We start from the raw sequence: 22,229 nt of genomic DNA on the forward strand, positions 1-22,229 counted from the left end.
GCGACGAAAGCCCGGCCGCGCACCACGCGGCACCCTTCCCGGCATGGAGACCCTTCAGAACACGTACGACCACATCGTGGTGGGCGCCGGTTCCGCCGGCTGTGTCGTCGCCCGCCGGCTCGTGGACGCCGGCCGCAGCGTCCTGCTGATCGAGGCCGGCGGCCAGGACGACAACCCGGCCATCCACGACCCGGGCCGCATGTGGGAACTGTGGACCTCGCCCGAGGACTACGCCTACCTCACCGAGCCCCAGCAACACGCCGACGGCACACGGGTGTTCTGGCCGCGGGGCCGGGTGCTCGGCGGGACCAGCGCCATCAACGCCATGATCTACGTGCGCGGGCACCGGTCGGACTACGACGACTGGGCCACCCGGTACGGCGCCACCGGCTGGTCGTACGACGAGGTCCTGCCGTACTTCAGGCGCTCGGAGGACTTCGAGGACGGCCCCTCGCGTTTCCACGGGTCGGGCGGCCCGATGCCGGTCACCCGCAACCACGCGCCCAACCCGGTCTCCGTCGCCTTCGTGGAGGCGTGCGAGCAGTACGGGATCCCGTACAACGACGACTGCAACGGCGAGGAGATCCTCGGCGTCAACCTGCTCCACCTCAACGTCCGTGACGGCAGGCGGGTCAGCGCCTGGACCGCCTTCGTGCAGCCCGTGCTCGACAGCCCCCTGCTGACGGTGATGACAGGATCGCCGGTCGTCCGGATCCTCGTCGAGGGTGAGGGCGGACGGGCCCGCGGAGTCGAGATCGTCAAGGACGGCCGGCTCACCGCCGTGCGCTGCGCCGACGACGGCGAGGTCGTCCTGTCCTGCGGCACCATCGGCTCCGCCCACCTGCTGCTGCTCAGCGGGATCGGCCCGGCCGACGAGCTGCGTGCGCTGGGCATCGGCGTGGTCGCCGACCTGCCGGGGGTGGGCGCCAACCTCCACGATCACGCGCTCGCCCCGGTGGTGTACGAGTCGGCCCGCCCGGTACCGCCGGGCACGTCCAACAAGATCGAGGCCCAGTACTTCGCGAAGACCGACCCCGCCTTGGCCGCTCCCGACCTCCAACCGGTGATGTCCCACGTGCCGCTGCCCGTCGTGGGCCAGGAGGTCCCGGAGGAGGGGCACGGCTACAGCATCGCCCCGGGCACGATCCGCACCCTCAGCCGCGGCCGGCTGTGGCTGCGCTCCGCCGATCCCACCGAGGCGCCCGCCCTCGACCCCCGGTACTTCGCCGAGCCGTACGACCTGCGGGCGATGGTGACGGCGGTGCAGCAGACGCGGGAGATCGGGGAGCAGAAGGCGCTCGCCGAGTGGTGTGCGCGCGAGGTCGCGCCCGGGCCGGGAGTGGTCACCGACGACGACATCGCCACGTACGTCAAACGCAACCTGGCCAGCTACCACCACCAGGTCGGTACCTGCCGTATGGGCACCGGGCCCGACGCCGTCGTGGACCCCCGACTCCGCGTCCACGGCGTCCCGGGCCTGCGCGTCGCAGACGCCTCGGTCATGCCGGCCGTCCCCTCCGGCAACACCCACGCCCCGACCGTCATGATCGGCGAGCGCTGCGCCGACTTCCTCCTGTCGGAGCCGGCCCGGCCGTCGCCGCGCCCGTAGGGAGGCCGGACGCACGTCACGGAACAGTGCGCAGCGGTCTTGCCCGCACGTGGCCCGCCCCGTTACCTTGCGGCGGAGTTCCCGGCCAGATACGCGGTGCGGTCCGGCGTATCAATGTCCGGCGTACGGAACGGACATCGGGTGACAGGTCGAATCAGGGGCCGGCAGGAAGCGCAGCACGGGCTGCTCACGAGCATCGCCGCCGAGGCGGGGGTCTCGCTCAGCACCGTGTCCAAGGTGGTGCACCGGCGCCGGGACGTGGGCACGGCGACCAGGGACCGGGTCGAGGAACTGCTGACGAGGCACGGGTACGTCCGCCCGTGGGAGCCGCGCCCTTCGACGCCGCGGCAGATCGTCGTCGTCTTCCGTGACCTGTCCGGCCCGTACACCCTGGAGGTCGCCCGGGGGATCGTGGACGCGGCCGGTGAGTTCGGGCTCGACGTGGTCACCGGGACGACGAGCAGGCGGTCGATCTCCGGCTGGCTGGAGGAGTGTGTGTCGCTCGGTGCGGCGGGGATCGTGATCGTGATCTCCATGCTGGCCGAGGAGGACCAGCGGCGGATCGTCGAGCAGCGGCTGCCGGTGGTGCTGATCGACCCCCTGAGCGCGCCCTCGGAGGACATTCCCAGCATCGGGGTGACGAACTGGAGCGGGGCCCGGGAGGCGGTTCAGCACCTGCTGGGCCTCGGCCACACCCGGATCGGCATGGTCGCGGGCCGCTCGCACTCCTTGGCGGGGGCGGCGCGTGTGCACGGGTACCGGGCCGCGCTGGAGGAGGCCGGAGTCGCCTACGACCCGGCGATCGTCCGCTCGACCGACTTCGACTACACCGAGGCGCTCGTCGCGAGCCGGCAGATCCTGCGGGCCGGTGATCCGCCCACGGCCGTCTTCGCGGCCAGCGACGCGCAGGCGCTCGGCGTGCTGGAGGCCGCCCGGCAGCTGGGGCTCTCGGTGCCCGACGACCTGTCGGTCATGTCCTTCGACGACACACTCGTGGCGGCCATGGCCTGTCCGCCGCTCAGCGCGGTCCGCCAGCCCTTCGAGGAGCTGGGTCGTGAGGCGACCCGGGTGCTGATGGACCTCGCCGAGGGCCGGCCGCCCGCGGCCCCGCGTATCGAGCTGGCCACGGAACTCGTCCTGCGCACTTCGACGTCCCTGCGCACTTCGACGTCCCTGCGCACCTCGACGTCCCTGCGCGGCCGCGTCAATACCCCGTAGCCCGTAACTCCGCGAAACCCTTTCGTAATGTACCGATGACAGCGCGATGTCGCCTGCGAATACTGGCTTCCTGCCCCGCGCCTCCTTCTCCAAAAGGAACGCCCGTTGAAAGGAACGCCGTTGAAAAGATCCTGGGCGCGAAAGGTTTTCGCTTCGGCGACGGCCCTCGGAATGGGCGTGGCATTCGCCATCGCCTCCGCGACGAGCGCGTCGGCGTATCAGCCGACCCCGGCGAATCTGTATACGGCGGAAAACCCCGCCGCGTGCAACAAGAATCCCTGTGTGCTCTACCCGAAGTCCGCCCAGCTGCCGAGCGGGCGGATCGTGGCGACGTTCGAGAACAGCCAGACCGCTCCGGTGGGGCAGACGCTGCCCATCCACAAGAGCGACGACGCCGGCACGACGTGGTCCAAGCTGGCCGACGTCAAGGCCCCCGCCTATATGTCCAGCGACCCCGCGGTCGCGAAATACACGAGCAACTGGACCAACGCGTATCTCTACGTGCTCCCGCAGAACGTCGGAAGTCTGAGCGCCGGCACGCTGCTGCTCGCGAGCATCGTCTCGGGCGACGACCACTACTACCAGGAACAGAAGGCCGCCAACCCCAACTGGACGCCCACCGGTGACGGCGACCGCAGGGACGTGGCGCTCGCGCTGTACGCCAGTACGGATGACGGCGCGTCCTGGAGCTTCAAGAACATCATCGCGGCCGGCGGCTGGCAGGGCGGCAGCGCGGGCAACGTCGGCCGGGTCTCGGCGGCCAACACCCACGCCCAGGTCGATCCCATCTGGGAACCGCACCTGCTCGCCCACAACGGCAAGCTCATCGCCTACTACTCCGACGAGAGCGACTTCACCGGCTACAACACCAGTACCGGCGCCCCGACCATCGACCCGGCCAACGACACCGCGACCGACTCCGGTGGCCAGGTCCTCCTCCACCGCACCTGGGACGGCGGCAGCTCGACTGCCTGGAGTTCCCCGGTCGTCGACGTCCCCGGTGCCACGGTGAACATGGGCGGCGGCAAGACGGAGATAGGCGGCGGCCGTCCGGGCATGACGACCATCGCCCCGACGACCGACGGCAAGTGGCTACTGACGTACGAGTACTGGGGCGGCGGCACGAACGTCCGCTACCGGATCTCGGACGACCCGACGAAGTTCTTCTCCGCCACCGACGCCGCGATCACCTCGCTGCCCGTGCCCTCCGGCGGGGCCACCCTGTCCACCGGCGGCAGCCCGGTGCTGCTCCCGATGCCGGACGGGCGGATCGTCTACAACGCCTCCGGCAGCGGCGACGTCTGGGTGAACGAGTCCGGGCTGAGCACCGGCACCTGGAAGCAGTACAAGACGACGATGCCCGGCGGGTACAGCCGCATGCTCCAGCACGTCGACGGCACGGGACGCGTCCTCATCCTCCAGGCGGCCTGGAGCGGCGGCAGCACCGGACCCGTGAAGTACGCCGAGGTCGACCTCGGCCGCTCCGACGGCGCCTACTACAGCCTCGTCAACCGGCTGACCGGCCAGGTCCTCAGCACCGCGTCCGGGAAGACACAGGACGCGAGCTACACCGGGAACACACCCGACCTCGTCCTGAGCGCGGCCAACGCCACCGCCGACACCCAGCGCTGGCACCTCACGCCCAAGGGCGGCAACGTGACCCTGCTCAACAAGGCCGGGGGCCGCTCGGTCGCCATCTGGACCGGTACCGCGACGGCCGGGCAGAAGCTGGCCCAGTGGGTCGACGACGGAGCCACCGACAAGCAGTGGACCCAGGTCGCGTCGTCGACCAGCGGCTACTACAAGCTCCGCTCGGTCCTCAACACCGGCCTCTACATGACCGGTTCGACGGCGGGCGGCTCCGTCACCGTGGCGGCGTCGACCAACGACGGCTCACAGGACTGGCAGCTGGTCCAGGACCCGCTCCCCACCGCCTCGTCCTTCACCCTGAAGGGCACCCATTCCGGCCGCTGCCTCGACGTCCCGAACGGCCAGACGGGCGTCCAGGTCCAGATCTACGACTGCTCGGGCAACGCCAACCAGACCATCACCCGGACCACGGCGGGCGAACTCCGCGTCTCGGGCAACTGCCTGGCCGCCAACGGCGACGGCACCACCGCGGGCACGACGCTCATCCTCTGGGCCTGCAACGGAAAGTCCAGCCAGAAGTGGTCGTTCCGCGTGGACGGCACGATCGCCAACCGCTCCAACGGGCTGGCCATCGATGTGACCAACTGGGGGACGGCCAACGGCTCGAAGGTGCAGCTGTGGACCGGGTTGGGCAACGCGACGCAGACCTGGACACGGAGCTAGACACCGATTGCGAGAAGCAGGCGGCGCCACCGGTGAACCCGGTGGCGCCGCCAAAAGCGGGGCGCAGCCCCCGCTTTCCAGGGGCGCGGGGAACTGCGCGACCAGCCACAACGGACCCGCGGGGTAAGGAACCGGCCCTCCCGCGGAACGCTCACTCCCGCTCGACGGTAACCGGCACCCGATGCTGCCGTAGCACCGTCGCATCCCGCTCCTCCCCCACCAGCCGGACGGCACCCCGCACCGGTGTGTCCAGGCTGGAGGAGCCTACCTCCAGCAGGATCTCGCCGGGTTCTACGATGCGGTGGCCGGCCAGGCCGGTGAAGGCCAGGCGGTCGGTGTGGACGTGGAAGCCGACCGTGGCCCCCTCGCCGGGGGCGAGATCCACCTTGGCGAAGCCGAGCAGGGCGCGTACGGGCCGTGTGACCTGGGCGACCGGGTCGACGGCGTACAGCTGGACGGTCTCGGCGCCGGCCACCGTCCCGGTGTTACGGACCCGCGCCCGGACCGTGAACTCCCCGTCCGTGCCCACCTGTTCGCGGTCCACGGTCAGCTGGTCGACCTCGAACGTCGTGTAGGACAGCCCGTGCCCGAAGGGGAACGCGGGGGTGGGGTCGAGGTTGGAGAGGAAGCTCTGCCGGTCGCCGAGCGGCGGGTGCAGATAGGTGTACGGCTGTCCGCCCGGCGAGAGGGGGATCTGCACGGGCAGCTTGCCGCTGAAGTTGTCCCTGCCGGACAGGAGCCCCGCGACCGCCCGGCCGCCCTCCTCGCCCGGCAGGAAGACCTGCACCATGGCCGCGGCGGCGGACGCGAACCTGCCCACGGCGTAGGGCCGGCCGCTGCTGACGATCAGCACGACGGGCTTCCCGGTCGCCAGGACCGCCTCGACCAGCTCCTCCTGGACGCCCGGCAGCCGCAGGTCCTCGACGTCGCAGCCCTCCCCCGAGGTGCCGATGCCGAACATGCCCGCCTTGTCGCCGACGACGAGGACGGTGAGGTCGGCGGCGGTCGAGGCCGCCACCGCGGCCGGGATGCCGGAGCCGTCCTCGTCCCGGATCGGGCAGCCCTGCACGAACTCCCAGTCCACGGAAGGGAGTTCCTCGGCCAGTGCGGTACGCAGGGAGACCGCCTCGACCCCGTTGCCGAGGTCGTCGCGCTCGGCGAGGACGTGGTTGGGGAAGCTGTAGCAGCCGAACATGGTGCGTACGTCGTCGGCGCACGGGCCGATCAGCGCGATCCGGCCGCCGGGCGGGAGGGGCAGGGTGCCGTCGTTGGACAGCAGGACGGCGCTCGACCGGGCCACCGCGAGGGCGAGCGCGCGGTTCGCCGCCTTGTCCAGGTCGAGTTCGCCCGCGAGCAGGGCGGGGGGACGCGGGTCGAAGTCCCGGTCCAGGAGCCCGAGTTCGGCCTTCTGCCGCAGCACCCGGCGGACCGCCCGGTCGACCAGGTCCTCGTCGACCGCGCCCTGTTCGACGGAGTGCACGAGGGCGTCGCCGAAGCCGCGCTGGTCGGGCAGTTCGACGTCCAGGCCGGCGCGCAGGGCGAGGACCCCGGCGTCGGGCAGGTCGGCGGCCACCCGGTGGGAGTTGACCAGGAAGGGCAGGGACCAGTAGTCGGAGACGACGGTGCCCTCGAACCCCCACTGTTCGCGCAGGACTTCGGTCAGCAGCCGGCGGCTCGCGGCGGGCGCCTCGCCGTCGATCTCGGCGTACGAGTTCATGACGGACCGCACACCCGCGGCGACGAGGCGCTCGAAGGGCGGCAGGATGACGTCGTGGAGTTCGCGGGGGCCGGCGTGCACGGGGGCGTGGTTGCGGCCGCCCATGGAGGCGGAGTATCCGGCGAAGTGCTTGAGGGTGGCGTACACCCCGGCGCTCTGCAGGCCGGTGACGTACGCCTCGCCCATCTCTCCGACCAGGTACGGGTCCTCGCCGTAGGTCTCCTCGCAGCGGCCCCAGCGGTAGTCGCGGATCACGTCGACGACGGGGGAGAGGCCCTGGTGGACTCCGGCCTCGGCCATGTCGGAGCCGATGGCCTCGCCCACCCTGCGGATCAGCGCGGGGTCGAAGGTGGCCGCCATGGCGAGCGAGGTGGGGTAGATGGTGGCGCCGTAGGCGGTGAAGCCCGTGAGGCACTCGTCGTGGGCCATGGCCGGGATGCCGAACCTGCTCTGCGCCACCACCTGTCGCTGGTGCCTGGCAAGGAGGCGGGCGTGTTCCAGGGCGGGCCGGGGCAGGGTGCCGTAGGGCCTGGTGAGCTGGCCCAGGCCGTGCCGGGCGGTCTCGTCGAGGTCGCCGACGCGGCCGAAGTGGTTGCTGCCTGGGGCGACTTCTGGACCGTCGGCCTCGATGTCCTCCCAGGTGCTGCTGAGTTGCGCGACCTTCTCCGGCAGGGTGAGCCGGGAGAGCAGTGCTTCGACGCGTTCGGCGACGGGCAGGGCGGGGTCGGTCCAGGGGCGGTCGCTCTCCTCCTGGGGGATGCCGCCGTGGTCGGGCATGGTGGTCGTCATTCACGACTCCTCGGTGTTGCGCGGGCACGCCGACGGGGCCGGGCGCATGGCCCGGCCGTCGTCACGGTGTGAACTGCCCGGTGGTGGGGGCTACTTGGAGAAACCGGCGGTGAGACCGGCGACGAGCTGACGGCGGGCCAGGATGAACAGGGCCAGCATCGGCAGGGTGGAGAGCACCACGGCGGCCATGGTGGCCGGGACGTTGATGCCGAACTGGCCGCGGAACAGGGTCAGTGCCAGGGGCAGTACGGCCTTGTCGCCGCTCTGGGTGAGGATCAGCGGGAAGAGGAAGCCGTTCCAGACCTGGAGTCCGTCGTAGACGGCGACCGTCATCAGCGCCGGGCGGGCCAGTGGCGCGGCGAGCGACCAGAGCATGCGCCAGTCGCCGGCGCCGTCGACGATCATCGCCTCGAACAGCGAACGGGGCACGTCCCGCAGGAAGCTCACCAGGATCATCACGGTGATCGGCAGCGCGAAGGCCGCCGAGGGCAGCACGATCGCGAGCAGGCTGTCGTAGAGCTGCATCTTGATGATCAGCAGGTACACCGGGATGATCACTGCTTGGAGCGGTATCGCGAGGCCCAGCAGGAACAGCCGGAACGACACCCGGGAGAAGCGGCTGCCGGCGTTGCGGACGATCGAGAACGCGGCCATCAACGCGACGGCGACGGCGATGACTACCGTGCCCGCGGTGACGACGACGCTGTTGAGGAGGTAGGTGGTGAAGTCGCCGTCCAGGACGGCCCGGTAGCTGTCCAGCGTCGGATGACTGGGCAGGGCGAGCGGGCTGTCGGCGGTGAAGTCGGCCTGGCTGCGGAGGCTGGTGACGACGAGCCAGTAGATGGGGACGACGACGATCGCCGTCCAGAAGAGTGCGGCGCCGGTGGTGAGGGTGCGGCGGAGGATGCCCGGGACGGGGTTCCGGCGGACGGGCCCGGGTGTCACCGCCCCGCGCGTGGGAACGGTCTCCCGACTGGCGGCGGTACGGGTCTTGGTCACGGTGGTGCTCACATGCCCTCCTGCTGGCTGTCCATCCGGGTGAAGCCGGACAGGCGGGTGGTCAGCAGCGACAGGCCGAGGCCGAGGACGACGAGAAGGGTGGCCACCGCGCTGGCCCGGCCCATGTCGTGGGCCTGGAAACCGGTGATGTACATGGAGAGGGGCAGGACACGGGTGGCGGTGCCGGGGCCGCCCGTGCCGCCGGACAGGACGAAGATCAGGTCGAAGTAGGTCAGCGAGCCGACCAGCATCAGCGTGCTCGACGTGACCAGCGTGTACTTCAGCTGCGGCAGCGTGATGTGCAGGAAGCGGGTCACGGGCCCGGCACCGTCGAGAGCGGCGGCCTCGTACAGGGCGGTCGGGATCTGCCGTATCCCCGCTTGGTAGAGCAGGGCGTGGAACGGCACGAACTGCCAGGCGATCACGAAGATCACCGTGTACAGGGCCAGGTCCGGCGAGCCGAGCAGCGGCTTGGCCAGCCAGTGCAGACCGGGGGTGGAGCCGATGCCGAAGGACGGGTCGAGCAGCGCCTGCCAGGTCAGGCCGATCGCCACCGCGGACAGCAGCAGCGGCAGGAAGAACAGCACGGCGAACAGTGCGCGCAGCCTCCCCTTGGGCGCCTGGAACAGGCCGAGCGCCAGGGCTATCGGCGTCTGCACCAGCCAGCTGACCACCATCACCTTGACGGTGAGCCACAACGACTGCCAGGTGGCGCCGTCGGTCAGGACGGACGTCCAGTTGGTGAGGCCCGCCCAGCCGACGGAGCCCAGGCCGTCCCAGCGGGCGACGCTGAGCGCCGCCACGCCGACCAGGGGGACGAGACCGAACAGGCCGAAGAGGATCAGGGCCGGCGCGGCCATGAGGAGGCCGCTCCCTCCTCTCCGGCGCGCAGGGGTGGTGGTGATCGTCACGACCCCGCCTTGCTCATGTTCGTCCCGAAGTCCGCGGGCGCGATCTCGCCCAGGAACGACTTGTCGGTGTTGGTCAGCAGCGGGTCCGCCTGGTCGGACGGCAGTGCCTGGTCCCAGGAGAGCTGGAAGCTCGGCGACTTCTCCACCAGGTCGTAGACGAAGGTCAGCCACGCCTTGTCGGACGCCGACTTCACCGCCGCCAGCTTCGAGTCCAGGCCCTTGACCGGCGGCACGCTGCCGGCGGCGAGGTAGGCGTCGATCTGGGAGTCGTTGAGGACGTAGTCCTTGAAGTAGGTGAGGGCGGCGGACCTGTGCTTGGTCGACGCGTTCAGCGACAGGAAGTTCGAGGGGTTGCCGACGATGCTGTCCGGGTCGCCGGCGCCGCCGGGCAGCGACGGGAAGGCGGTGTAGCCGAGGTCCTTCTTCAGGAAGTCGGGGTCGGCCTTGGCGATGTTGGCGTACTCCCAGGTGCCCATGACCTCCATGGCCGCCTTGCCCGTGTAGAGCAGGGCCGTGGAGGCGCCCTGGTCGTAGTTGACGGAGGAGGCGTTGTCCCCGAAGGCCCCGGCCTTCGCCAGGTCCTGGAGGTACTGGTTGGCCTTGGTGACCGACGGGTCCTTCCACGCCGACGCGTCACCGGAGGCGATCTTCGAGAACACCTCGGCGCCGCCCTGCCGGTCGAGCAGGTACTCCAGGTACATCAGGGTCGGCCACTTGGAGTTCGCCGCGAGGGAGAGCGGCGTGACGCCCTCGCCCTTCAGCTTCTTCACGGCCGCCAGCAGGTCGGCGTACGTCTTCGGCGGCTCGACGCCCGCGTCGGCCAGCACCTTCTTGTTGTAGTACAGGACGACGGGGGCGAGGCCGTTGGCGGGCACGCCGTAGACCTTGTCGTCGAAGGTGGCGCTCTGCATCACGCTCGGGGTGAACCGGTCCGTGTTCGCGTCGGCCGCCGTCAGCTCGTCGACCTTGCCGGCCTTGACGTAGTCGTTGAGGGCGCCGCCGCCCCAGCTGAAGAAGATGTCGGGGGCCTGGTTCGCGCCGAAGGCGACGCGCAGCTTCTGCTTGTAGTCGTCGTTCGCGAACAGCCGCAGGGTGATCTTCTCGTCGGGGTGGTCCTTGTTGTAGGCGTCGACGGACTCCTTGAGGATCGTCTGGTCGTTCAGCGCCCACATCGTGAGGCCCTTCTCGGACGTGCCCCCGGATGATCCGGTCGGTCCCGAAGTCCCGCACGCGGCAAGGCCCATGGCCGCCGTCAGGGTGATGGCTGACGCGACGACGCGTCGAATTCTCGGACTGCCGAGAGTTCCGCGAGTTCCGTTGACCGGGATTCTCCGCATGGTGTGCCCCTCTTTCTTTCCGCATGCCGTCGGTGGCCAGGCAGATCGGAGACCCATACGAAAGGCTTTCGGATGCCACGCTTCCGACGGCCTGCCTGCTGGCCGGGACACTGACACGGAATTCACGGCCAGGACAAGGACGGGAAATGCCCCGGTTACGAAATACTTTCGTCGATCCGCGTCCGTGCATGGACGAGAGAGTGCGTGCGCCGTGTGTGCGGGCCGTCGGGCGGCGGGGCCTCGACGCCGGATGCCGTTCCACCCGCCGCGGGCCCGGTTGTCCGGGAACCACTCCGGGATTGTCCTTGATCGGTAACGGACGGATCCGGTGACCGCCGTTCCTCGTCCTTCCTGGTGGTCGCGGGCCGACCAGGGAATTCGGCGAGGAACTGCGTGAAAGCGGGGCGGACATGGCACGGCACAGCGGCGGGCGGGGCTGGTACGGCAAGGTGCTCGGCGCGGCGCTCGGGGTGGCGTTGGTCGCCGGCGGTGCCTCGACGTGGGCGGCGCAGGCCGGTGCCGTGGGCACCCCGTCGCCGAAGGCGTCCGCGTCGGCCGAGCCGGGTGATGTCGAGCCGGTCGCGGTGACCATCGCGCACGCCTCGGACAAGGGGGCGCGTGGCGTCAACATCACCATCGACGACGGCCCCGACCCCGTGTGGACCCCCCAGGTCCTCGACGTACTGCGGGAGTACGGGGTGAAGGCCACGTTCTGCATGGTGGGGACGCAGGCGCAGGCCCACCCGGACCTCGTGAAGAAGGTCGTCGCGGCCGGGCACCGGCTGTGCGACCACTCGGTGTCGCACGACACCGCCATGGACAAGAACTCCGAGACCTACCAGTCGAAGCAGATCCTCGACGCCGAACGCATGATCACCAAGGCGTCCGGGGGCGTACGCCCGATGTACTACCGGGCGCCCGGCGGGGCCTTCACCCCGTACAGCCGCAAGCTCGCCGCCTCGCGCGGCATGCGTCCGCTGGGCTGGAACGTGGACAGCAAGGACTTCGAGCGGCCGGGCACGGACGCCATCGTCGCCACCGTCGAGCGGGAGGTGCCGAACGGGCCGACGCTCCTCTTCCACGACGCGGGAGGCGACCGCTCCCAGACCGTCGAGGCCCTGGACCGGATCCTCCCCCGGCTCAAGGAGCAGGGCTACTCCTTCGGCTTCCCGGTGTGCTGACGTCTCACGGCGTTCGGTCGGCGGCCCTGACGAACTCGGGCCGCCCCATGCCGTGGAGGTTGCGGTAGGCCGCCCTGCGGGGTGGGGTCCAGCCGTCCAGCAGGGCGGGGTCGGGGCGGTGGACCTCGATACCGAGGGGTCGGCAGACGTCCAGCGGATCACGGGCGTCCGGGCCCCAGAGGGGGACGGACAGATCGCCGCCGGGGCAGGTGGACAGGGCGCACAGCAGGTCGGTCTCCGCGAAGAACTCGAAGTAGTCGCCCTTGCGTGCCGGGCAGTCCTTCATGAAGTACTGGTCGTCGTCGTTCAGGCCGGTGCACTGGAAGACGTTGAGCACGTCGTGCACGTCGAACTCCGTGAGCCCGTACGGCAGTACGGCCCGGACCAGGTTCGAGTGGCAGTGGAAGTCGAAGTCCTCGCCGGTGAGCATGCGGTTGACGTACGGGTCGCAGCGGGTGCCCAGCAGATCGTGGACGCGTCCGCCGTCGCCGTCCACGCCGTAGTCCGCGAGGGTGTCGGCGGTGACCGTGAGCAGGGGACGCAGGAACGGCAGGGTGGACCAGATCCGGTCGTACGTGGAGATGTGCGCGCGCTGGAGCTGGCGGGTGCGGGCGGCCCACATGCGCTCGCGCGGGTCGTGCAGGTTCCACACGTTGAAGTCGCCGACCTGGGGGCCCTCGACCGTGACGATCCGGCACAGGTGTCCCTGGGGGACGGTCCAGGCGCGGCCGGAGCGGATCGGGATCTCGAAGGAGTCCACGAGTTCGTGGCGCACTCCCGCGAAACGGTCGTAGAAGGCGCGGTCGACGTCCAAGGCGCCGCCCTGGGTGGCCTGGTAGGCGGCCGCGGCCTTGGACGCGGCGGGCGCGGGGGGCGCGGGGGGCGCCGTGCGGGAGGTCATCGCTTGCCTTTCGCTGCCGATGTCGTACGGCTCGTACGGCTTGTACTGATAGCGCTACGTGTGCTGGTCGTACGGGAGTTGGCGCGTACGGCGTCCAGCACCGTCCGCTCGGAGTCGTCGAGGTAGAGCCGCAGCGCGGCCGTGGCGTCCATGCGCCGGCCGCCGCGGATCAGGTCGCAGATCTCGCGGTCGCGGGCGACCCACGGTGCCTGGAAGGCGCCCTGGTCCGCCATCACCGCGAAGGCCAGGCGGAGTTGGGCGATCGTGACGCGGAAGAAGCCGTCCAGGCGGGCGCTGCCCAGCAGCGCCACCAGCGACTGGTGGAAGCGCAGGGACGCGGTGCCGACCTTGTCCCACGCCTCGATATCGACCGCGAGTTCGGCGGCGGCGACCTTGGCCTCCATCGCGTCGAGCAGCGGTTCCGGGGCGAGCGGACTCGCGTCGACGGCGCTGAGTTCGAGCGTGCGGCGGGCGATGTAGATGTCCGTCACGTCCTCGGCGGCCAGGGCCTTCACCGCCGTGCCCTTGTGCAGCCGCTGCACCACCAGCCCCTCGTCGTGCAGGGTGCGCAGGGCCTCCCGCAGGGTGTTGCGGGACACCCCCAGCTCGGCGGAGAGCGCCACGTCCCGCAGCGGGGTGCCCGGCGGCAGTTCGCCCTCGACGATGCGTTCACGCAGCACGTCGGTCACCAGGACGGGGCGCCCGGCGGAGGCCGCACTGTTCAGAGTCGACATGGCCCCACCCTAACGCACGATCTGTTGAACAAAACAGGGGCATGCTCCACATGATCCATGTGTGTCATCCAGGAAATTTCGACCTTTTACTTGACTGAAACACCAAGCCGTCACCATCATCAGCAACCAGATTGTTCAACAGTTTCAGTCTCCCGGTCGAGAGGCCCCCTCATGCGCGTGACCCTCCTCCGCTCCATCACCGCCGGCTTGCTCCTCGCCCTGTCCGGCTGTTCGAGCGGTTCCTCCTCGGCCGGCGGGACCGGTGGTTCGGACGGCTCGGGCGGCTCGGGCGGCTCGGGCGGCTCGGGCGGCTCGGGCGGCTCGGGCGGCTCGGGCGGCTCGGGCACGATGACCGCCGGCACCCTGACGGTGGGATCGGACCTGACGTATCCCCCGTACGCCTACCTCGACGGCAAGACCCCGGCGGGCTTCGACCCGGACATCTCCCGCGCCCTGGCCAAGGCGTCGGGGCTGAAGGCCACGTTCGTGGACACGCGGTTCGAGCAGCTCATCGCCGGGCTCGGGACCGGCCACTTCGACGTGATCGCGTCCGACCTCTACATCACCGACGCGCGCAAGAAGCAGGTCGACTTCATCCCGTACTTCACGACCGGCAACTCGATCGTGGTGCAGTCCTCGGGCGGCTACCGGCCGACCGTGGTCACCGACCTGTGCGGGAAGTCCGTCGCGGTGATCAAGGGCGGCCAGATCGTCGAGAAGCTGCGCGGCGAGGCGAGTACGCAGTGCAAGGGGAAGGGCGAAAAGGCCGTTGATGTACGGGAGTTCGGGACCGACCCCGAGGGCACGCAGGCGCTGCTGTCCGGTCAGGTCGACGCCCAGGTGACCGACGGTGCCGTCGCCAAGGCCGCCGCCGACAAGACCGGTGGCCGGCTCACCATCTCCAGCAGGACCCTGATCTATCCGGTCCAGTCCGGGCTCGCTGTGAAACGGGGCGCCACCGAACTCAAGAAGACCCTCACCACCGCACTCGACGAGCTCAAGAAGGACGGCACCTACGCCGAGCTGCTGAAGAAGTACAACCTCGGTCAGGCCGAGGGGAGTTGACGGGTGATGGGCAGCTTCGACTGGCACTACACCATCGGCCTGTTCGGTGACGCGGACCTGTGGCGGGCGGCGCTGCTCGTCGTGGAACTGGCGGTCTCCGCCTGGGTGATCTCCACCGCGCTCGGCCTGCTCGTCGCCCTCGCCCAGCAGTCCCGGCCGCGTCCGCTGCGGCTGCTCGCCTCCGCGTACGTCTGGTTCTTCCGCAGTCTGCCGCTGCTGGTCCTGCTGATCTTCGTCTACAACTCGCCGCAGCTCTTCCCCGACCTCAGGCCCTTCCTGTCGAGCCCCTTCGCCGCGGGCCTGGTCGCGCTCGTGCTCAGCGAGACCGCGTACATCGCCGAGATCCACCGCGGCGGCCTGCTGGCCGTGGGCAGGGAACAGGGCGAGGCCGCGCAGGCGCTGGGTATCCCGTACGCGGGTGTGCAACGGCATGTGGTCGTACCGCAGGCCTTCCGGGTCGCCCTCCCCGCGCTGGGCAACGAGTTCATCAGCATCCTCAAACTGACCTCGCTGGTCAGCTCCATCTCCCTGGCCGAACTGCTGCTGGTCGGCCAGCGCCTCTACACCCAGAACTTCCTGGTCCTGGAGACCCTGCTGGCCGTCGCGGTCTACTACGTCCTGCTGGTCACCCTCTTCGACCGGCTCCGCGCCCTGCTCGAACGCCGCCTCGACGTCCGCAGGCGCCGTACGAAGGCCACGGCCGGCACCGTCCCGGAGGCCGACGTCCCCGCCGCTCCGACGCGGACCCGGCCCCGTGTCCCGCACGAGGGCGAGGCGGTCGTACGCGCCCGGGGCCTCCGGAAGTCGTTCGGCACGGTGTGCGTCCTGGACGGGGTGGACCTCGATGTGCACCGGGGCGAGGTGGTGGCCGTCATCGGCCCCTCCGGCTCGGGCAAGACCACCCTTGTCCGCACCCTCAACCACCTGGAACGGCCCGACGGCGGCAGTGTGGAGATCGACGGCCGGCCCATGGGCGGCCGGGACCGTGAACTCGCCGCCCAGCGCCGTCGCGTCGGCATGGTCTTCCAGCGGTTCAACCTCTTCCCGCACAGGACCGCGCTGCAGAACATCACCCTCGCCCCGCTCCAACAGCGCCTGTACGAGGGCCGGGTGGCCGCCGAGGGCCGGGCGCGGGAACTGCTCCGCAAGGTGGGCCTGGACGCCCACGCGCACAAGTACCCGCACCAGTTGTCAGGGGGCCAGCAGCAGCGTGTGGCCATCGCCCGCGCCCTGGCGATGGACCCCAGCGTGCTGCTCTTCGACGAGCCGACCTCGGCCCTCGACCCCGAACTCGTCGGCGAGGTCCTGTCGGTGATGAGCCAACTCGCCGCCGACGGCACGACCATGGTCGTCGTCACCCACGAGATGCGCTTCGCGCGGGAGGTCGCGGACTGGGTGGTTTTCATGGACCAGGGCCGCATCCTTGTCCAGGGGCCGCCCGAGACGGTCTTCGACAACTCCGGTGAACCGCGCCTGGAACGGTTCTTCGCCGCGATCACGGGTGCCGCGCAGCCGCCCTTGAAGGCACCGCGGTGACAGCGGGGATGTGGATCAGTGTCTGCGCCGGGCTCGTGGGACGGGGACGGGCGGCACCCCTTCGACGACGGTGTTGCTGATGGTTCCGATGCCCTGCACGGTCATGGTGACCGTGTCTCCGGGAGCGAGCGGTGGCGGTTCCGGAACGTGGTGGCGGCCCCAGAGTTCGGCCAGGCAGCCGCCGTTGCCGCAGGTGCCGGAGCCCAGGACGTCACCGGGCCGGACCAGGGTGCCGCGGGAGGCGTAGGCCGCCATCTCCTCGAAGGTCCACGCCATGTTGGCGAGCCGGTCCTGGCCGACGGTCTCGCCGTTGACCTCGACGGTGAGCCGGAGGTCGAGGAAGCCGTCCGCCGTGCGATGGGGTTCGAGTTCGTCCGCGGTGACCAGCCAGGGGCCGAGGGTGGTGGCGGAGTCCTTGCCCTTGGCCGGGCCCAGTCCGACGCTCATCTCCGGGCCCTGCAGATCGCGGGCGGACCAGTCGTTGAGGATCGTGTAGCCGATGATGTGCTCGCGGGCCTGGTCGGGGGTCAGGTCGCGGCCCGCCCTGCCGATGACGGCGGCCACTTCGAGCTCGAAGTCGAAGCGCTCGCAGCCGGGCGGGACGGGCACGTCGTCGTGGGCGCCGATCACCGCGTAGGGATTGCTGAAGTAGAACGTGGGGGCCGCGTACCACTCCTCGGGCACGGTGTCTCCGTGTCCCCGCGCCATGCCCTCCACATGACGCTCGAAGGTCACGAAGTCCCGCACTGTGGGCGGCTGGAGCGGGGGCAGCAGCCGTACGTCGGTCAGGGGCAGGGGCGCTGTCCCGGCCAGGGCGTCCTCGGCCGCCGTGCGCAGGGTGTCCTCGCCCGCCTCGATGAACTCCACCAGCTCGGCGGGGACTTCGAAGGGGTGGACCTTGTCGTCCACCACGACTCCCGACCGCCGTCGACCGCCGTGCAGGAAGGTCGCGAACCTCATGACCGGCTCCCTTCCGTCTGGTCGGTCTGGTCCGTCTGGTCGGTCTGGTCGGTCTGATTCGCCTGATCCGTCTCCGTCCGGTCTGTCTGTTCCCTCCGGTCCGTCTGGTCCATCCGGTCCGTCTGGTTCTTGCGGGCGGGGGCGGTGCCGCGCGGTCTGACGCCCAGGCTCACGGCGGCGATCACGGCGGCGGTCAGGCAGGCTGCGGCGGTGAGCAGGAGGACATCGCCGTATCCGTCCGCCAGGGCCCGTTCGGTGAGCGGGGCGATCTTGGCGCTGAGCGGGCCCAGGTCGGCGGTGTGCAGCGCGAGCGGACCGCCGGCGTCGAGGACGGCCGTGGCCGTGCCGTGTTCGGCGGGGGTGAGGGCCGCGTCCTGGAGGCTGCCGGTCAGCTGGTGGGTGGCCGTGGCGAGGGCGACGGCGCCGACGATCGCCGGACCGAGGGTCTGGCCGAGGTCGCGGACCAAGCTGGTGGTCGCGGCCGCCATGCCGGTGAGGTGGAGCGGTACGGCGTTGACGGCGGCGGCGGTGATGGCGGCGACGACCAGTCCGAAGCCGACGCCGTTGAGGAGGAGCGGCCCCAGCAGGACGGGGATTCCGGTCTCGTGCACCGGCACGGCACGCAGCCACAGTTGTCCGACGGCCAGGGACAGGAAGCCGGCGACCAGCATCGGGCCGGGCCCCACCTGCTGGAGCAGGCGGACCAGCAGCGGCCAGATGAGCGGGGTGACGGCCTGGATGATCAGGAACGACACCGCGACCCGCAGCGGGCTCTGGTGCTGGATGACCCCGAGCCGGATGCTCAGGTCGTAGGCACCGCCCAGGAAGCCGAACATGCCGATCACCGCCATGGCGGCCGAGGCCGAGAACGCGGGGTTGCGGAACAGCTCCAGGCGCAGCATCGGCGACGCGCCGCGCGACTCGGCCGCGACGAACGCCCCCAGCATCACCGCGGCGACGACGAAGGAGCCGACGACCGTCACCGACCCCCAGCCGTCGGCGGGGCCCTGGATGATGCCGTAGAGCAGGGCCAGCAGGGCGAGGGCGATGGTGATCTGCCCCGGCCAGTCCAGTGAGCGGCCTTCGGGTGCGCTGGATTCGGCGGTCAGCCGCCAGGCCGCGGCCGCGGTGACGACCGCCAGGACGCCGGTGGCCGCGAACGCCCAGTGGAAGGAGGCGTGTTCGACGACCGCGCCGGACAGCAGCGGGGCGATGAGGGCGCCCATGGACAGCGCGGTGGTCCAGGAGGCCAGGCCCCGGGCGCGGGCCGCCGGTGTCGGGGTCCCCGCGATGATCACGGCGAGGGAGGCGGGGAAGAGGGCCGCGGCGCCGATGCCGGACAGCGCCTGCCCGGTGATCAGCTGTGCCGGTGAGTCGGAGGTGGCGGAGACCAGATAGCCGACGGCCGCCAGCAGGGCGCCGCCCACCAGGAGCTTCTTGCGGCCGTACAGGTCACCGACGACGCCGAAGGTCAGCGCCAGGACCGCGGCGGGTACGAGGAACGCGTCGCTGATCCAGGTGAGTTCGGCGCCGGAGGTCTCCAGGGAGCGCTGGATGACGCCGTTGATCGCGGCGGGCAGGACGAGGCCGATCTGGGCGAGGCAGACCGCCAGACATCCGGCGACGATGGTGCCCCGGTGGCCGACGGCCGGCTTGGCGGGCGGTGCGGGGGGCGGTGCGGCCGGGGAGTCGTGGGCGGGCGCTGCGGCGGGGGAGTCGTAGGCAGGTGGATCGTAGACGGGTGGATCGTCGGAGGGGCTGGAGACCATGTCTCCTCCTTGGTGGGTGCGGCTACGGGGACGAGACGGACGCGGCTCAGGGGGTCGGCGAAGCTCAGGGGTGGGCGAGGCAGGCCATGCGGCCGAAGGACTGGGGGCCGTCGAGCGGGGGCAGGCCGGGGTCGAGCTCGCGGTAGACGGTGTAGACGTTGACCGCGAGGCGCTCGCTCTCGTCGAGGCCGGCGAAGGGGCCGAGGCGGATGTCCCGTGCGGCGTCCGCGGCCGGCATTCCGGCGGTGAAGCGGGCGGTGGCCTCTTCATGGACGTACGACAGATAGTCGCGGACGGCCCGGACGGCCTTCTTGGTGGTCACCGGGCCGTGTCCGGGCACGACGGTGTCCACGTCGAGGCCCAGCAACAGGTCGCAGGCGGCGAGCCCGGCGGCGAACGTGCCGTGCCATACGACGGGCGTGGAGCCGACGAAGACGATGTCACCGGTGTAGACGGTTCGCGCGCCCGGGACATGGACGATCGTGTCGCCGGCGCTGTGCGCGGCCCCCGCGTCGATCAGCCGGACCTCTGTCCCGCCGATGTCGAGGACCGTCTCGCCGTCGAACACCCGGTTGGGGAGGACGGGTTGGACGTCGCGGTGGTCGAAGCGGCGGAAGATCCGGCGGGCGAACCGTCCGGCGTCGCTGTCCTCGGCCAGCAGTGCCCGCACCTGGGCCGGGCCCGCCTGCCGCATGTCCGTCAGTGATCCGCGGGCCGCGACGATCTCGGCGTCGGCCACGAGCTGGTTGCCGAACCAGTGGTCGCCGTTGCCGTGGGTGTTGACCACGGTCGAGATGGGCGCGGCGCCGGTCAGCGGTGCAAGCCCGGCCAGCATGGTCCGGGTCAGGCCCAGGTCGAAGAGGGTGTCGACGAGCAGGGACTCGCCCCTGCCGGTGACCAGTCCGGCATTGCTCATCCCCCAGCCGCCGGCCTGCGCAATCCACGCATGACAGCCACGACCGAGGTCGACCGAGCCCGTGGGAGTGATCAGGGAAGCCACGCTGCCTCCAGTTCGGCTGCGCCAGGTCCCGCACAAGCCCTCGAATGCATTCCAGGTTGCGAGACTCGCGTCCATTGATGGACTGCAGTCCACCAATGGCCTGCAATCTAATGAGAAGGGTTCCGGCGGGTCAAGACCCGTGCACGCCTGTGCTGTACTGAGGGCCATGCAGACCCCGGAGGCAGGAGCCACGGCCGCGGCGGACACCCGGCCCACCGGACGCCGCGAGCGCAAACGCCGACAGGTGCGCGACCAGCTCTACGCCGCCGCGCTGGACCTGTTCGTCTCCCAGGGATACGAGACGACGACCATGGAACAGATCGCGGAGACCGCCGACGTCGCCCGGGCCACCGTCTTCAACCACTTCTCGCAGAAGGTCGGCTTCCTGGAGGAGTGGGGCGCCCGCCGCCGGGCGCGCGTCGCGGAGATCCTCGACTCGCTCCGGCTGGAGGACCTGTCGGTGGGCGACCGGTTGCGCCGCTATCTCCGGGAGATGGCCGAGCTCAATGTCGCCTCCCGGGCGGAGACGACCATCCTGATGGACGCCGGCGCCCGGGTCGGCAGCCTCCTGCACGACCGGTCCCTCGAAATCGAGCTGGCGAAGATCGTCGAGCAGGGGCGGCAGCGCGGGGAACTACGGACAGGCGTCGACGCCGACCAGGTCGGCGCCATGCTGGCAGCCTGCTATTTCTCCACGGTCCTGCGCTGGATCCGCGTGGAGCCCGCCCCCTTCGACCTGCGCGACCGACTCGACGGCGCCCTCGACGTGATCCTGCTGGGCATCCTCGCCCGGAACGGGGAGGGCACACTTCCGGGACGGTGAACCGGGCCGCCGGGTCCGAGTGTGCGGGGTCGAGACCGACCTGCCCGTGACGCGAGCGGTCGTGATACGGCCCTGAAGGGGGCGGGGGGCGGCGGCCGGTCGGCCAGGCACACGGTCGCCGACACCGTCCGTCGCTCGGGCCCCGGGGCCGCCGTGCTGCGGAGCCGCACCCGCAGCGGGTCCGTACAGGCGGACGGCGGTTATCGAGGACGGCACCGACCCGCGCTCCTTGCCGTCCGAGGTTGCCCGGGCCGTCCGGGGCGGCGTTCCGGGCGATCGCCGGCGCCACGGCACACTCGGGTGGCACCGGCCCTCGATGTGGACCGGACGGCCGCGGCACTGCTGGCGGGCATCCAGGGAGGCGTGGCGATCATGATGTCCACGGGGGACTCGGCCCACCTCAGGGCCGCACTCGACACCGGCATCGAGCATCTCCGCGCGACGGCGGACGGGCCGGTGCCGACCTGACGGACGCCGGCAACCGGTAACCGGCGACCGGCAGCAGGCAGCCGCAGACCGAGAGGGCCCAGGTGGCGCGGGCGTCAGCCCCGGGTGGCGCGGCGGACGCAGCTCCAGATGGCGTTGAGCCTCGCGGTGTAGCCCTTCGTGTAGCCCGCCAGGTTGGGGTGGAAGACGGCGGCCGGGTCGTTCAGGTCGGTGATCCACGGGTCCGACCCGCAGGCCCCGTGGCCGGTGAACCGCGCCCGCATGTCGAGGAAGTGGACGGGCGCCCTCATCGACGCGGCCCGGGTGCCCTCGGCGAGGGCGTCGGCCAGGCCGTTCACGGCGGTGCGCTTGACCGGGCCGAGGTCGGTCACGCTGCAGGTCCCGGTCGGGGCGACCGTCCTCGGGTAGCCGAGCACGAGGATCAGGGCCCTGGGCGCGCGTACCTTGATGTCCCGGTACAGGGCGGCGAGTTCCGTCACCAGCTGGTTCCTGGCGTAGGACGACATCCGGTCGGTGGCGTCCTTGCAGGTGGCGTCGTCCTTGGTGAGACACGTCTGCACCAGCTTCGCGAACTGGGCGTCGTTGCCGCCCACCGTGAGGGTGACGAACCCGGTCGTGCCACTCAGGGCGGACAGCTGGTTCTTGCGCACGTCCGCTATGGTCGCGCCGCTGCAGGTGACGTCCTTCAGGGTGTATTTGGGGTGCGCGGCCGCCCACTGGTGCGGATAGTTCATCGGGCTCCGTCTGCAGGCGCCGCTCGCGGGGTCGTACGGACCCGCGCCGACTCCGGATGCGTACGAGTCCCCCAGCGCCACGTACTCCGGTCCTGTCGCGGCCTGGGCCGGAGTGCCGGCCACCGTCGCCATTCCGGCGAATGCCATGACGGAACTGACGACAACTGACGTCGATTTACGCATGAT

The 22,229-nt window shown here is 70.7% G+C and carries 17 protein-coding genes and 2 pseudogenes; 9 read left to right on the forward strand and 10 right to left on the reverse strand.

All coding sequences use genetic code 11. The features are described from left to right. Window positions 1–43: 43 nt before the first annotated feature. From ACIBEI_RS19490 to ACIBEI_RS19500, 3 genes are all read left to right on the forward strand, one after another. Complete coding sequence (locus tag ACIBEI_RS19490; RefSeq protein ID WP_398890348.1) at window positions 44–1,609, forward strand: GMC family oxidoreductase; 1,566 nt, start codon at window positions 44–46, stop codon at window positions 1,607–1,609. Window positions 1,610–1,750: 141 nt separating this feature from the next. After that, a complete protein-coding gene (locus ACIBEI_RS19495; RefSeq protein WP_398890350.1) occupies window positions 1,751–2,827 on the forward strand; it encodes a LacI family DNA-binding transcriptional regulator in 1,077 nt (358 codons plus the stop codon). Window positions 2,828–2,998: 171 nt separating this feature from the next. Next, complete coding sequence (locus tag ACIBEI_RS19500) at window positions 2,999–5,140, forward strand: RICIN domain-containing protein (RefSeq protein ID WP_398890352.1); 2,142 nt, start codon at window positions 2,999–3,001, stop codon at window positions 5,138–5,140. Window positions 5,141–5,291: 151 nt separating this feature from the next. On the opposite strand, the gene ACIBEI_RS19505 is transcribed toward ACIBEI_RS19500, so the two are convergent. The 4 genes from ACIBEI_RS19505 to ACIBEI_RS19520 all read right to left on the reverse strand — a co-directional run bounded on the left by ACIBEI_RS19505 (window position 5,292) and on the right by ACIBEI_RS19520 (window position 10,728). Further along, window positions 5,292–7,646, reverse strand: coding sequence for a beta-glucosidase (locus ACIBEI_RS19505; RefSeq protein WP_398890354.1), 2,355 nt, complete (start codon window positions 7,644–7,646; stop codon window positions 5,292–5,294). Between the two features lie 90 nt (window positions 7,647–7,736). Continuing rightward, the gene (locus tag ACIBEI_RS19510) at window positions 7,737–8,657 is read right to left on the reverse strand and encodes a carbohydrate ABC transporter permease (protein WP_398890356.1); all 921 of its coding nucleotides are present in this window, start codon (window positions 8,655–8,657) and stop codon (window positions 7,737–7,739) included. Beyond that, window positions 8,654–9,505: a carbohydrate ABC transporter permease gene (locus ACIBEI_RS19515; RefSeq protein WP_398890358.1), complete on the reverse strand. Its 852-nt coding sequence runs from the start codon at window positions 9,503–9,505 to the stop codon at window positions 8,654–8,656. The genes ACIBEI_RS19510 and ACIBEI_RS19515 overlap by 4 nt, the downstream gene beginning before the upstream one ends. A 47-nt stretch (window positions 9,506–9,552) precedes the next feature. Next, window positions 9,553–10,728, reverse strand: a complete 1,176-nt coding sequence (locus ACIBEI_RS19520) for an extracellular solute-binding protein (RefSeq protein WP_398890360.1) — start codon at window positions 10,726–10,728, stop codon at window positions 9,553–9,555. Between the two features lie 575 nt (window positions 10,729–11,303). Here ACIBEI_RS19520 and ACIBEI_RS19525 point away from each other — a divergent pair. Beyond that, entirely contained in the window at window positions 11,304–12,074 is a 771-nt protein-coding gene (locus ACIBEI_RS19525; protein ID WP_398890362.1) for a polysaccharide deacetylase family protein, read from the forward strand. Window positions 12,075–12,078: 4 nt separating this feature from the next. Here the strand turns inward: ACIBEI_RS19525 and ACIBEI_RS19530 are convergent, their stop codons facing one another. Together ACIBEI_RS19530 and ACIBEI_RS19535 are read right to left on the reverse strand one after the other, a co-directional pair. After that, window positions 12,079–12,975 (reverse strand): urea carboxylase-associated family protein, encoded by an 897-nt coding sequence (locus ACIBEI_RS19530; RefSeq protein WP_398890364.1) that lies wholly within the window; start codon window positions 12,973–12,975, stop codon window positions 12,079–12,081. After that, window positions 12,972–13,709 carry a GntR family transcriptional regulator gene (locus ACIBEI_RS19535; RefSeq protein ID WP_398890366.1) on the reverse strand — a complete coding sequence of 246 codons (738 nt, stop codon included), beginning with the start codon at window positions 13,707–13,709 and terminating at the stop codon, window positions 12,972–12,974. The genes ACIBEI_RS19530 and ACIBEI_RS19535 overlap by 4 nt, the downstream gene beginning before the upstream one ends. Window positions 13,710–13,880: 171 nt before the next feature. Between ACIBEI_RS19535 and ACIBEI_RS19540 the strand changes: the two genes are divergently transcribed. The 3 genes and pseudogenes from ACIBEI_RS19540 to ACIBEI_RS19550 all read left to right on the forward strand — a co-directional run bounded on the left by ACIBEI_RS19540 (window position 13,881) and on the right by ACIBEI_RS19550 (window position 16,310). Further along, on the forward strand, window positions 13,881–14,774 hold the full coding sequence (locus ACIBEI_RS19540; RefSeq protein WP_398890368.1) for an ABC transporter substrate-binding protein: 894 nt from the start codon (window positions 13,881–13,883) through the stop codon (window positions 14,772–14,774). 6 nt (window positions 14,775–14,780) lie between these two features. Further along, a pseudogene (locus tag ACIBEI_RS19545) lies at window positions 14,781–15,434 on the forward strand (amino acid ABC transporter permease); the annotation flags it as partial. Between the two features lie 156 nt (window positions 15,435–15,590). Continuing rightward, on the forward strand, window positions 15,591–16,310 hold the full coding sequence (locus ACIBEI_RS19550; protein ID WP_398890829.1) for an amino acid ABC transporter ATP-binding protein: 720 nt from the start codon (window positions 15,591–15,593) through the stop codon (window positions 16,308–16,310). 15 nt (window positions 16,311–16,325) lie between these two features. Here ACIBEI_RS19550 and ACIBEI_RS19555 read toward each other — a convergent pair whose 3' ends face one another. The 3 genes from ACIBEI_RS19555 to ACIBEI_RS19565 form a co-directional block, all read right to left on the reverse strand. After that, a complete protein-coding gene (locus tag ACIBEI_RS19555) occupies window positions 16,326–17,270 on the reverse strand; it encodes a fumarylacetoacetate hydrolase family protein (RefSeq protein WP_398890370.1) in 945 nt (314 codons plus the stop codon). Next, window positions 17,267–19,039: an MFS transporter gene (locus ACIBEI_RS19560; protein WP_398890372.1), complete on the reverse strand. Its 1,773-nt coding sequence runs from the start codon at window positions 19,037–19,039 to the stop codon at window positions 17,267–17,269. The genes ACIBEI_RS19555 and ACIBEI_RS19560 overlap by 4 nt, the downstream gene beginning before the upstream one ends. Window positions 19,040–19,103: 64 nt before the next feature. Then, window positions 19,104–20,039: an MBL fold metallo-hydrolase gene (locus ACIBEI_RS19565; RefSeq protein ID WP_398890374.1), complete on the reverse strand. Its 936-nt coding sequence runs from the start codon at window positions 20,037–20,039 to the stop codon at window positions 19,104–19,106. A gap of 166 nt (window positions 20,040–20,205) precedes the next feature. Between ACIBEI_RS19565 and ACIBEI_RS19570 the strand changes: the two genes are divergently transcribed. Further along, the gene (locus tag ACIBEI_RS19570) at window positions 20,206–20,862 is read left to right on the forward strand and encodes a TetR/AcrR family transcriptional regulator (RefSeq protein ID WP_398890376.1); all 657 of its coding nucleotides are present in this window, start codon (window positions 20,206–20,208) and stop codon (window positions 20,860–20,862) included. A gap of 306 nt (window positions 20,863–21,168) precedes the next feature. After that, window positions 21,169–21,330 (forward strand): annotated as a pseudogene (locus tag ACIBEI_RS19575) (TetR/AcrR family transcriptional regulator); the annotation flags it as partial. 74 nt (window positions 21,331–21,404) lie between these two features. On the opposite strand, the gene ACIBEI_RS19580 reads toward ACIBEI_RS19575, so the two are convergent. Further along, a complete protein-coding gene (locus ACIBEI_RS19580) occupies window positions 21,405–22,190 on the reverse strand; it encodes an SGNH/GDSL hydrolase family protein (RefSeq protein ID WP_398890378.1) in 786 nt (261 codons plus the stop codon). Window positions 22,191–22,229: the final 39 nt, after the last annotated feature.

The organism is Streptomyces sp. NPDC050988 (genome assembly GCF_044456225.1).
GTDB lineage: Bacteria > Actinomycetota > Actinomycetes > Streptomycetales > Streptomycetaceae > Streptomyces.